9 protein-coding genes and 1 other RNA gene are annotated in these 10,892 nt (G+C 55.1%); 3 read left to right on the top strand and 7 right to left on the bottom strand.

Annotated features, from left to right (window positions below; all coding sequences use genetic code 11):
- The first annotated feature begins 12 nt into the window (after nucleotides 1-12).
- The 3 genes from PSH57_RS03945 (at nucleotide 13) to PSH57_RS03935 (ending at nucleotide 2,233) form a co-directional block, all read left to right on the top strand.
- Nucleotides 13-300 (top strand): hypothetical protein, encoded by a 288-nt coding sequence (locus PSH57_RS03945; RefSeq protein ID WP_256231732.1) that lies wholly within the window; start codon nucleotides 13-15, stop codon nucleotides 298-300.
- 96 nt (nucleotides 301-396) lie between these two features.
- Nucleotides 397-790, top strand: a transfer-messenger RNA (tmRNA) gene (ssrA, locus tag PSH57_RS03940).
- A gap of 186 nt (nucleotides 791-976) precedes the next feature.
- On the top strand, nucleotides 977-2,233 hold the full coding sequence (locus tag PSH57_RS03935) for an integrase domain-containing protein (RefSeq protein ID WP_305387951.1): 1,257 nt from the start codon (nucleotides 977-979) through the stop codon (nucleotides 2,231-2,233).
- Nucleotides 2,234-2,399: 166 nt separating this feature from the next.
- Here PSH57_RS03935 and PSH57_RS03930 read toward each other — a convergent pair whose 3' ends face one another.
- The 7 genes from PSH57_RS03930 to PSH57_RS03900 all read right to left on the bottom strand — a co-directional run bounded on the left by PSH57_RS03930 (nucleotide 2,400) and on the right by PSH57_RS03900 (nucleotide 10,737).
- Nucleotides 2,400-2,669, bottom strand: a complete 270-nt coding sequence (locus PSH57_RS03930; protein WP_305387950.1) for a hypothetical protein — start codon at nucleotides 2,667-2,669, stop codon at nucleotides 2,400-2,402.
- Nucleotides 2,666-3,646: an integrase domain-containing protein gene (locus tag PSH57_RS03925; protein ID WP_305387948.1), complete on the bottom strand. Its 981-nt coding sequence runs from the start codon at nucleotides 3,644-3,646 to the stop codon at nucleotides 2,666-2,668. Before PSH57_RS03925 ends, PSH57_RS03930 begins: the two co-directional genes overlap by 4 nt.
- A complete protein-coding gene (locus PSH57_RS03920) occupies nucleotides 3,630-3,983 on the bottom strand; it encodes a hypothetical protein (RefSeq protein ID WP_305387946.1) in 354 nt (117 codons plus the stop codon). The genes PSH57_RS03925 and PSH57_RS03920 overlap by 17 nt, the downstream gene beginning before the upstream one ends.
- Nucleotides 3,967-5,376, bottom strand: coding sequence for a YfjI family protein (locus tag PSH57_RS03915; protein WP_305387945.1), 1,410 nt, complete (start codon nucleotides 5,374-5,376; stop codon nucleotides 3,967-3,969). The genes PSH57_RS03920 and PSH57_RS03915 overlap by 17 nt, the downstream gene beginning before the upstream one ends.
- Nucleotides 5,377-6,443: 1,067 nt before the next feature.
- Complete coding sequence (locus PSH57_RS03910) at nucleotides 6,444-6,980, bottom strand: LasR-specific antiactivator QslA (RefSeq protein WP_305387943.1); 537 nt, start codon at nucleotides 6,978-6,980, stop codon at nucleotides 6,444-6,446.
- 482 nt (nucleotides 6,981-7,462) lie between these two features.
- Nucleotides 7,463-10,564, bottom strand: coding sequence for a type I restriction endonuclease subunit R (locus tag PSH57_RS03905; protein ID WP_305387941.1), 3,102 nt, complete (start codon nucleotides 10,562-10,564; stop codon nucleotides 7,463-7,465).
- Nucleotides 10,561-10,737 (bottom strand): hypothetical protein, encoded by a 177-nt coding sequence (locus tag PSH57_RS03900; protein WP_305444834.1) that lies wholly within the window; start codon nucleotides 10,735-10,737, stop codon nucleotides 10,561-10,563. Before PSH57_RS03900 ends, PSH57_RS03905 begins: the two co-directional genes overlap by 4 nt.
- Nucleotides 10,738-10,892 lie beyond the last annotated feature (155 nt).

Genomic DNA, 10,892 nt, shown 5'->3' with positions numbered 1-10,892 from the left:
AAGGAGATACACATGAAGCACACTGCATTTGCTGGCTTGTTCATTTCCGCGGCACTGTTGGCCTCTCCGGTGTTTGCAGCGGAAACAACCCTTTGCGATACCAATCTGCAAAAAATTGACAACAACATGACCACCGCTCAACAAATGAGCGAAGGCTTGAAGACCGACGTTACCGCCACAGTGAGCCAAGCCAAGGCCGAGCAGGCCAAAGGCACCAAGGAAGGCGTCGAAAACTGCATCTCGCTGACCACCCAGGCTCTTCAGAAACTGCAGAACAACAACAAGGGCGATCAGCAGTAACCTTGCGTGAGGCCAACCTTCGGGTTGGCCTCAGCTACGTATTGGCGTACACTGCACAGGCTTGTCGCTCCAACTGATTCACGGAGCTACAGGCTCGGGGCCGTTTAGGATTCGACGCCGGTTGCGAAACTTTAGGTGCATGCCGAGTTGGTAACAGAACTCGTAAATCCACTGTTGCAACTTCCTATAGTTGCCAATGACGAAACCTACGGGGAATACGCTCTCGCTGCGTAAGCAGCCTTAGCCCTTCCCTTCTGGTACCTTCGGGTCCAGCAATCACCAGGGGATGTCCGTAAACCCAAAGTGATTGTCATATAGAACGGAATCGCCGTGCAGTACGTTGTGGACGAATCGGCTAAAACTTACACAACTCGCCCAAAGCACCCTGCCCGTCGGGTCGCTGAGGGTTAACTTAATAGACACGGCTAAGCATGTAGTACCGACAGCGGAGTACTGGCGGACGGGGGTTCAAATCCCCCCGGCTCCACCACTTCAACATCTAAAGACGTCCACGGACGTCTTTTTTTGTGCCTAAAATCCAGTGAATACAGGGGGTTCAGCGCTTTTTGGGGCTTTCGAGGATTTCTGAGTTCCAGGCGCTTTGGTATCCCAGGTGGTATCCCGGACTACCAAATGCTATTTTCAGGATACCAAAACGGTGCTGGAGGTAGCCCCTATGCCTACTAACGCAACCCGCCTCTCCGATCGCCAGCTCAAGGCAGTCAAGGCAACTGGTAAAGACTTCGTCCTCAGCGACGGCGATGGCTTGCAGCTTCGAGTACGCGCCAGCGGCTCGATGATGTGGAATTTCAATTACCGTGAGCCGTTGACCAGAAGCCGTATCAACATGGCGCTTGGTCCATACCCCGACCTCTCGCTAGCCAACGCCCGGAAGAAAGCCGCAGAGGCGCGTGAGTTACTCGCTTTGGGCATTGATCCCAAAACCCAGCGTGATGAGGTAAGGCAAGCCAAACTTGCGGAGAGTGAACACACTTTCGAGAAGGTGGCCACGGCCTGGTTCGAGCTGAAGAAAGACTCCGTAACCAAAGCCTACGCCGAAGACATTTGGAGATCGCTGACGCTTCATGTTTTCCCAAGCATGAAAACAACGCCGCTCTCTAAAATCACTGCTCCGATGGTTATCAAGATCCTTCGTCCAATCGAGGCCAAAGGGAGTCTCGAAACCGTGAAACGATTGAGCCAACGACTCAACGAGATCATGACCTACGGGGTCAACTCCGGGTTGATACTCGCGAACCCCCTCAATGGAATTCGGGCGGTGTTCAAGAAACCCAAGAAAGAGAACATGGCTGCGCTACCACCTGAGGAGCTTCCCGAGCTCATGATGGAAATCGCGAACGCCAGCATCAAACGCACGACCCGCTGCCTGATCGAATGGCAACTGCACACGATGACCCGCCCTGCCGAAGCAGCCACCGCGCGATGGGCAGATATCGACTTCGACAAGCGCATTTGGACCATTCCGCCAGAGCGCATGAAAAAGCGTCGGCCGCACACAATCCCTCTTACCGATCAGGCACTTTCTTTACTGGAGACACTCAAGCAACTCAGCGGTAACAGAGAGTACGTGTTCCCGTCAGATAGAAACCCCCGCACCCATGCCAATAGCCAGACCGCCAACATGGCGTTGAAGCGCATGGGCTTTCAGGACCGTCTAGTCAGCCACGGCTTGCGCTCGATGGCGAGCACCATCCTGAATGAGCATGGCTGGGATCCGGAGCTGATCGAGGTCGCACTGGCGCATGTCGACAAGGACGAAGTTCGTAGCGCCTACAACCGGACGGATTACATCGAACGCCGGCGTCCGATGATGGCTTGGTGGAGTGAACATATCCAGAAGGCGGCCACCGGCAGCCTGTCAGCATCGGCCATCAATCAAACCAGAGATCGCAACGTCATACCGATTCGCTGAACATCCAAAAGGTACGCGCCACCGGCTACGATCCGTGTCGTGTAGCAGGGCGAAAGGAGTGACGACAGTTGCCAGATCTCTGGTATGCATGCGCTTTTTCAGCCAAGCCCCTGAGTATGGGAAGGCTCCGCATTCCCATACTCAGGGGCTCACGCTTAAAGGTCTATCAGGCAACCACGACTTTTGCCTTTCTGCGGCGGATCAACCCTGCTGTTAAGTCGTAGTAATAGACGGTAGCTGGAGCTGAGCATCGCAGGTAGTGCTCCAGAAACCATCTCACGTGCTTTTCTCTCCAGGACCAGGGAGTCGCGCAACCCCAGCGCTCACGAATCACCTTGTGCATCCTTTCTGCTTGCCTGATGTGCCGATGCTGCGTGGCATGTGCACCTTTGAGCACGGGGCGCAGAAACAACGCTATGTCGAACTCGGCCATCATCGCCGACCTCCGATGTAGGCACTCACCACATCAATGCGGTTATGTCCCAATTCGTGGCTGATCTGCTTACGGGCTCGCTGATCGAGTGCTCGATCCTCTTGATGAACACGACCACCATTAACGGGTGCAGGAAAGCCGACTAGTTGCTCATAGCGCTCACAGGCGTAAGCCGCCCGCAGCTCATGAAAACCTTTCAATCCATGCTCATGCAGGATGTCCCGTGCCGGTCGCACAACTGCCTGCATAAAGTCTTTGTAGCTTTCGTCGGACGCCAACAAATTCCGGCTGCCATTGGGTGAGTTCGCGCTGGCCCAATCCAGGGCATCGCGAACTTGATCCGTTACCGTAATCCAGCGCGGTGCCGAGGCCCCTGATCGACCACCTTTGGTGCCATCCTGGATGTTGATCTTGCCCAGTTGCCGAACCTCACGTTGCAGTCGGGGCAGGTCCGCCAAGATCGCTTCACGCAGGCGCATACCAGTATCCCGGGCCAGAAGCACAATTGTGGCCACACGTTGCTGACCTCGCTCTGACAGTACGCGTGCGATCAACTCGATCTGATCACGATCTTGGCCTTGCGGGACCTCCCCGCGCACGCTTGAGCGCTGCAAGCCCAGCGCCTTGCTCGGACTGGGGATTTTGACGTACTGATCACCGCGCAGCGCAGCCATCGTTCGGTTCACGCTTGACAGTCGGTTCTGCGCGGTGGCGATGCCGACGTTGCCCTGGTCAACTTGCTCCCGCATACAGGCGGCGTAACGCATGAGGATCTCGCGGTCGATCTGTCGCGCGTCATTAAGCCTCGGCCCTTCCTCGGATCGACACCAACGCACGAATGCTTGCCAGCGATCGCTATGGGCTTTGACGGTAGCAAAATGGCCGTCGCCAAATAGATCTTTCAGAGCTTGAGGGCCGGCATAGCTGAGCTGGCGACCGAAGCCAAAATTGCGCCCAGATCGCTTACCGACGCGAGCCATTTTTCTGTTCCTGATCGACAGCCGCGAGCTCACGCAAAAGGACCCGCCAGTGCGCACTCACAATAGCGAACTGGGCCCAATCAGTCGGGCGAAAACACAGCGTGTTTTCGGCGATGTAGAGAAGCGCGCCCTCGTCTTTCAACCACTGAATGATGTCTGTCGTCGAGGTGATAGCTTTCCGGAGGGTGGCGACATCGGCGACAGCGGCGACAACCTTTGTCTTGCCTGGCTTTGAGCGTGGCGACAAAGTGGCGACAGTCGCGGCGACAAACCGCGCTTTCGGATACTTTTGGCGTTGAGCTAAGTGGTTGTGCAGTGCTTCATCGAGATTGAACATGGCGCACCTCGAAGGTCTGACCGTCGGTGATCAGCCAGTGATGATCAAGCAACTCGACCAACAGTTTGGTGGTATGGCGGCTGCTCTTACGGGCAAAGCGAGGACCATTGCGATTCAGGTCCCGGATACTAAAACGCTTCCAATCTTTGACCTTGAGCCAGCGCAGCAGCCGATCTGCTTCTTCCTTTACCCGACACACCGGTTCCTGTTCGGTCAGGCGCTGGATCTCGGTAAGGTAATAACCAATTAAGGTCGAGGCCCGTTGGATGTGGTCGACCTCCACGACGCTGCTCTCCTCCACCACGGCAAGGATGCTGGCGACACGCAGCAGGTTGTCGGCAGCCTTCGATCCGCTAGGCCGCACGCTTGCTAGTTCGCCAAACTCACCCAGCTGGGCCTCGATAGCATCATGCAGATCAATCCAGCGACGACGGGCCAATGGACTGAGGGTCAGCAGTGATAGCTGTAGAGCACCATCAGGAGACAATGACCACGGCTGATGAAACAGCGCCGAAAGGCGGTGGTAATAGCGCGTTAGGGCAGCGTCTTTGGACAAGTCGACAGCCTGGTAGCTGCGTTGTCCGGCTAGGCTAGTGGGCCAAGTCATCAGGCAGCGCCCGAGAATGCCTTGCCCCTGCAGCAACGGGTCACAGAGTAACTGCATGGCTAGATACGGTTGCAGCATCAGGTGCAGGCTCAAGCGTCGGTCGTAGGCTCGCAGGCTTTCGCCAGCCATCGAGCGCGCACGATCAATCGGGCTACCGTCCCAGAGCGACGATAAGGTCGTCACGGCTTTTAAACGGTTATCCCTATTCATGGTGCTGCTGCCGAGGAATTGCCCGCCTTCGTCACAGAACAGGCCCATGCTCGGCAAGTCATGACAAAGCCCCTTGATCAGGGCCTCGATAGTCGGGTCCGTGGTGATCAGTCTAGGGGCTGAGGGCTCCGCTTCGAGCGACATTGCGCTCGCGGACTCAGGATCGCCAGGTTTGATACGTTGCGCCTGTCGCTGTGCGGCAAGGTATCGGGCAAGGTGTTCGCGATAGCGCTGCCACTGTTCACGCTCCCATTGCCGTGCTGGCAGCAGTGCAAATCGATCCGCTGCGGTCTTACGATCACCTGACGCAGCGACCGTGATCAGGTACAGCGACAGCGGATAACTGCGTCCGTCGAGCTGTAAGCCCGCATGACCTTGGGTGGCCAGCGCCGAGGCAGCCAACACCGATTGCGCGGCTAGTGCCTGAGGGACACCGATGACCTCGGCCATGCGCTCAACCGCAGGCCCAAGAATCCCACCCAGAGCCTGCACCGGATAAGGCTGGGCCACGGGATTCGACTCAATCAGCGGTCGAGGGGATTGTGGTAGTTCAAGCTTCGGGTCTAACTGCTGCATGGGCCCTCTCCTCGTTCATTGCTGGTTTTCCTCACGTAGTCCCGCCACGGCTGTTGAGTGTTATCAGGGATCAAGGCCCCTGCGGCCGGTGAGGTGTTCACTGACGCGGAACGAACGGCTCCTTACGACCGGGAGCAAGGGCAAAAACCATGAATCTGGCCTCCTTAGACGCATCTGAAGATGCGGGCGGGTGGAGACTGTGCCGACTGACGAGTTCGGCACCTAGAGATCCTGGGTGGGAGAAAGCAACAACATCGACACCTGGGGCACGCCTGACTGTCAGTCAGGTGCAGCCTATCCATGGGCTGCGGCACCGGCGCCTGCGTCGTTGCGGATGGCGACGAATCGGAGTTGTCAGGCAGATTGTCACGAGGAGAGTTGCGGCAATGCCCTGTACGACGCGGCTTGCAACAATGGTACGAGCGCCCGTCTCTTTCCTGGAGAAAGAGACGGGCGAGGTCTGGCGCAGCGAAGTGTGCCAAGAGGTGAGGTTGCTGCAATGCAGCGAGGTAGGTCCATCGTCTGCCGCAATGGGCAGATTGGTCGAGTAGGCATCCATCACTCTTGGGGAGTGACCGTGCGAGCCGCCGGACGCTAATCGCACTTGGGGAAGAACCACCACGCGAGTGGCGTAGCCTTCAAGGTTCTGGCTACCTGGGCTGGTGCTGTCAACGACAACGATCCGTGCGCCAATTTTTATACCCACACGAAAAGGCGGTCAAGCGTCACGGTCAATGCGCTGAGAAAGTGGCGACTGTCGCCACTTCTGTCGCCATTCCCCAGGCCACACTCTACGTGGGTTGTCGCCGGCGTCGCCGCTGTCGCCACACCTACACCCATGCCCAACGAAAAGATTCGCACATACACTGAATAGCGTTGCACCCGACAGGATCGTGGGGATTACTGACGGGTGAAAGCAAGCGTGGCGTTAATCAAATTTGAAAATGGGAGGGTGGAACGCGGAGGCTTCGAGAAAAAAGCGAGTGAACCCTCCGATCAGCGCGATCAAAGATCGCTTGATCGAAGGGTTTGGCGGGAAAAGCAAATCTTAAACGTCAATTACAGACTCAGGCATCAAAGCGGGTTGATTGGGAAGCGAGGGCCTCACGTCGCATGATCAGCGTCTGCTGCAGCCGCAGCAAAAAACCTGCTTCAAATGCCTCTTGGGGATCACCTGGACGATGGCGTTTTCTATTCTGAGACAGCGCCCACCATAACGGTAATGATGAGCCTTCAAGCCAAGTCTCTGCGCAACGAACACCGTCCTTAATTATCGGAGCGAACTCATCGCCCCACGGGGTTTGGATCGCAGGAGAGCCTTCAGCAGATGGGACAGAGACATACTCATGGATCTGTTGGTGAACGCTTTGAGCTGGAATACCAGTTAAATTTCGGAATGCCTTGTCGTACAACACGGCTGCGTCATCCAACAGCTCTACTGCCAACTCAACGTCTTGCGGAAAATGAAGCAGAATACTCTGGGCTCCGTTAAGCCGTAGAGTGGCAGCCTGCCGCAGTTTAATCGCTGCATCTTCAGGGGTAAGCGATGAAGTATCGATGCTGTTGGGCTTGGGAAGACCGATGAGAAGCGAAAGATCAAACATCGCGGAATCCTCCGAGATAGTTTGCAGCTTGAACCATTGGGCCGGGGTGGCGCACGAGCTTAAAAGGTGGGCATGCCATTTTCCTTATCTCCTTGGTTTGATTAAGGATTGCCATCCACCGTTCTGACGCGATAAAGGGTGGCAAACCGTACGGGGGTCAGAAACCGGAAACCAAGGAACCGGCCAGGCCGAAGCCTGCCCCGCACGGTCCGCCATAGAAAAGCAGCAGCTAGCGCACGAAGCACTGGCTGTGCGGAATGGAAGAAACCGCGCCTTGGTTTTGATTCAGGTTCTGACACCCGGTCACGGGATTGACCGCGACGGGACAAAGCGTAAATGTGAAGCGGCGACAACACAAGCATGAGTGTCAATTAGCGCTGAATTCGAAAGAGCAAAAAAAAGCCTTACAGCCCCGTAAATAAAAGGCTTTAGGGCTTTTTTTTACATATCGAGGTTATGGTTCAAGACTAAGCTTCATATTTTTAAACGCTCCCGCCCACCCCTTTAAACTTCTCAACAAATGCTGCGATTTTCTGGAAAACACTTTGCTTTTTGGTCAGGTACTGCGGATTCAATGGGCTCATCTTTGGCAGGACAGCATTGAGCTCAGTACCACTGTCACTGGCAAACTCACGCTTGAGCGAGGTGGTGATATAGCGTCTAGCCGCCTCGGTATTCAGATTCTCGGTGCAGATCAGATCTTGTGCCTCACGCAGCTGTTCCGCTTGAGCAAAGCTGAAGAAGGCGTCGATCACGCTGGCCTTGTCGCCAATCTGATCCAGATCGGTCTGGTTGATGAAATCGACCAACAAGCTTTCCTTCGCGCGATTACCCAAACTGGCACGAATCACCCGGCGCACTTCATCCACCAGATCCGATTTGCTCTTGATCTTCTTGTTGTGCTCAAAAATCAGCTCCAGGATGTAATCTAGATTGATTTCCTGCGATTTGAGCAGGTCCACTTCAAAGACCACATCATCCCAATCGATGGTGGATTTTTCCTTTTCTGCGCCCGCTTTTTCCCGGCGCAGCCAATCACGCACATCGTTATAGGTTGAGCGGTAATCCTGGATTTTCCGCTCCGCCGGCATTTTGATCGCTTGCAGTGCGGCAAGATCTTCATCGCTCAAATAATGCTGTGCCTTGAACGCCTCAATTGCCGCCGAATCGTTCATGTCCAAGCTTTGCAAGGCCTTCAGACTGGCGAATTCATCGTAGTTCTGGAGCACGTTCTCCACGCGCAAGTACTCGCCAAACAGCTTGGTAAAGGCCTTTTTATCAGACTCTTTTTCAATCGCTGCAGGATTGGGGAAGCGCTGCTCCAGCTCTGTAACGACCTCAACGAAACCACGCCGCGCCTCGCCCGTTAGCACATCGGTAAAGCCCTCCATGTACTCCTTGTAGCTCTTCTCCAGCACCACGTTTCGGGTATTGCTGTTGCCGAACAAGGTGATGGCATCGATGGTCGCCTGTTCCAGATCGCGGAAAGTCACGATATTGCCAAAGGTCTTGGTCGCATCAAAAATCCGGTTGGTGCGCGAATAGGCCTGTATCAGGCCGTGGTAGCGCAGGTTCTTGTCGACGAACAGCGTGTTGAGCGTGGGCGCATCGAAGCCGGTGAGGAACATGCCCACCACGATCAACAGGTCAATTTCCCTGGCTTTGACTTGCTTAGCCAGGTCGCGGTAGTAGTTCTGAAAGCCGTTGCTGTCGACGCTGAAGTTGGTTTTGAACAGCCCGTTGTAGTCCGCAATAGCCGCATTCAAAAACTCCTTGGCGCTGCTGTTCATGGCAGAAACATCGAAGCTTTCGTCCTCGATCTCACCGACCGCATCCTGCTCCTCATTGGCCGCGAACGAGAAGATAGTGGCCACCCTCAAAGGCTTGTCACTGCCCTTCTGTAACGTCCTGAAAGACTCGTAGTACAGCTTGGCAGCGTCCACGCTGCTGACCGCGAACATGGCGTTGAAGCCCTTATTTCCCGCGTGCAGGCGGTGAGTTTTCTGCCGGTAGCTGTTCAGAATGTACTGCGTGATCTCTCGGATACGCTCGGGGTGCAGCAACGCCTGCTTGTTTTCAGCCGCGCTGAGTTTTTTCTCATCCTGCTCGGTTTCAATGGCCTTGAACTGCGGCCGCACATCGTTGTAATCGACCTTAAACTTGAGCACCTTTTGGTCGCGAATCGCATCGGTGATCACGTACGAGTGCAATTCACGGCCAAACACGCCTGCCGTATCTTCCGCACCTAAGGCGTTATGGCCTGCAAAGATCGGCGTGCCGGTAAAGCCGAACTGATAAAACTTCTTGAACTTCTTCTTCAGGTTCTTCTGCGCTTCACCAAACTGGCTACGGTGGCACTCGTCGAAAATGAACACCACCTGTTTCCCGTAAATGGGCAGGTCGGGCTCGCTCTTCATGAGGTTGTTGAGCTTCTGGATGGTGGTGACGATGATCTTGTTGTCGTCCTTGTCCAGGTTACGCTTCAGGCCCGCCGTGCTGTCCGAACCATTCACGCTTTCCGGGGAAAAGCGCTGGTATTCCTTCATGGTCTGGTAATCCAGATCCTTGCGGTCCACCACGAAGAACACCTTGTCGACAAACGCCAGCTCAGTGGCCAGACGAGCCGCCTTGAAGCTGGTCAGCGTCTTGCCGGAGCCTGTGGTGTGCCAGATGAAGCCGCCACCTTCGCGCTTGCTCCAGTTCTTGGCCTGATACGCGCAGTTGATCGTCCACAAAATGCGTTCTGTGGCGGCAATCTGGTACGGGCGCATCACCAGCAGTGTGTTGCTGGTATCGAAAACCGAATAGCGCAGCAGCACCTTCAGCAAGGTGTCTTTCTGGAAGAAGGTGGCGGTAAAGTCTTTCAGATCTTTGATCAGGCTGTTATCGGCCCTCGCCCAGTTCATGGTGAAGTCGAAGCTGTTCTTGTTGCGCTGAGTGGTGTTGGCAAAGTAACGGCTGTCGGTGCCGTTGGAGATCACGACTAGCTGCAGGTATTTGAACAAGGAATGCTCACTATTCAAGCTCTCCTTGCTGTAGCGGTGCACCTGATTGAAGGCCTCACGAATCGCCACACCACGCTTCTTCAATTCCACCTGCACCAGGGGCAAGCCATTGATCAGAATCGTCACGTCGTAGCGATTGGCGTGGCTGCCCTTTTGCTCAAACTGCTTGATCACCTGCATCTTGTTGCGCAGAACGTTTTTCTTGTCCAGCAGGTAGATGTTCTGGATACGGCCATCGTCAAAGACGAAGTCATGAATGTAGTCGTCATGGATCTTGCGGGTTTTCTCATTGAGGCCATCACTGGACTTGTCCAGCCAGCTCTCAACAAAGCGCTGCCACTCACTGTCGGAAAACTGCGCGTTATTAAGCGTTTGCAGCTGCATGCGCACATTGACCAGCAGGGCTTGGGGCGTGTTCAGGCCGGGCAGGTATTCATAACCCTGATTGACCAGATCCTCAATAAACTCACGCTCCAAATCGGCTTCGCTCTGATAGCTTTCGGCTACCTGCGATTCCTTTGTGTACTGGTCCAGAACGATGAAGCTTTTCGATTCGGCGATGGTCGTGTAATCGCTCATTCTTGCGCGTCCCTTTTCTGCAACAGCTTTTTCACGTCGCGGTCGAAATCAGATTCGATGCGCTGCTGTGTATTGAACTTTTCATACTCGGCGAGGGTTTTCTGTTCCGCCTGCTGGCGCACACCGTGCCGTAGCCGCTTCTGCGTCAGCCAAATATTCTCATTGCTGAGCAATACCTCTACCTTTATAGCGCGCCATTAGACGCGGTGTAGAGCAGAACTCAGTGGTTTGATCGCGCAATGTAAGGTTGTACTTGGACATGGTCGTTCTCTCGTGTTGTAGCACGCAGGGTGCGTACATTCACCTAAGCGCGTGGGCGCTGCTTGAT

The organism is Pseudomonas hefeiensis (assembly GCF_030687835.1).
Classification (GTDB): Bacteria; Pseudomonadota; Gammaproteobacteria; order Pseudomonadales; family Pseudomonadaceae; genus Aquipseudomonas; species Aquipseudomonas hefeiensis.
This window is presented reverse-complemented; position numbering and strand designations above follow the sequence as displayed.

Bases quoted from the DNA above. Each gene is read 5' to 3' on its own strand.
- PSH57_RS03920 (WP_305387946.1), bottom strand. From the start codon at position 3,983: ATGTTCAATCTCGATGAAGCACTGCACAACCACTTAGCTCAACGCCAA.
- PSH57_RS03905 (WP_305387941.1), bottom strand. From the start codon at position 10,564: ATGAGCGATTACACGACCATCGCCGAATCGAAAAGCTTCATCGTTCTG.
- PSH57_RS03925 (WP_305387948.1), bottom strand. From the start codon at position 3,646: ATGGCTCGCGTCGGTAAGCGATCTGGGCGCAATTTTGGCTTCGGTCGC.
- PSH57_RS03930 (WP_305387950.1), bottom strand. From the start codon at position 2,669: ATGATGGCCGAGTTCGACATAGCGTTGTTTCTGCGCCCCGTGCTCAAA.
- PSH57_RS03935 (WP_305387951.1), top strand. From the start codon at position 977: ATGCCTACTAACGCAACCCGCCTCTCCGATCGCCAGCTCAAGGCAGTC.
- PSH57_RS03915 (WP_305387945.1), bottom strand. From the start codon at position 5,376: ATGCAGCAGTTAGACCCGAAGCTTGAACTACCACAATCCCCTCGACCG.
- PSH57_RS03945 (WP_256231732.1), top strand. From the start codon at position 13: ATGAAGCACACTGCATTTGCTGGCTTGTTCATTTCCGCGGCACTGTTG.
- PSH57_RS03910 (WP_305387943.1), bottom strand. From the start codon at position 6,980: ATGTTTGATCTTTCGCTTCTCATCGGTCTTCCCAAGCCCAACAGCATC.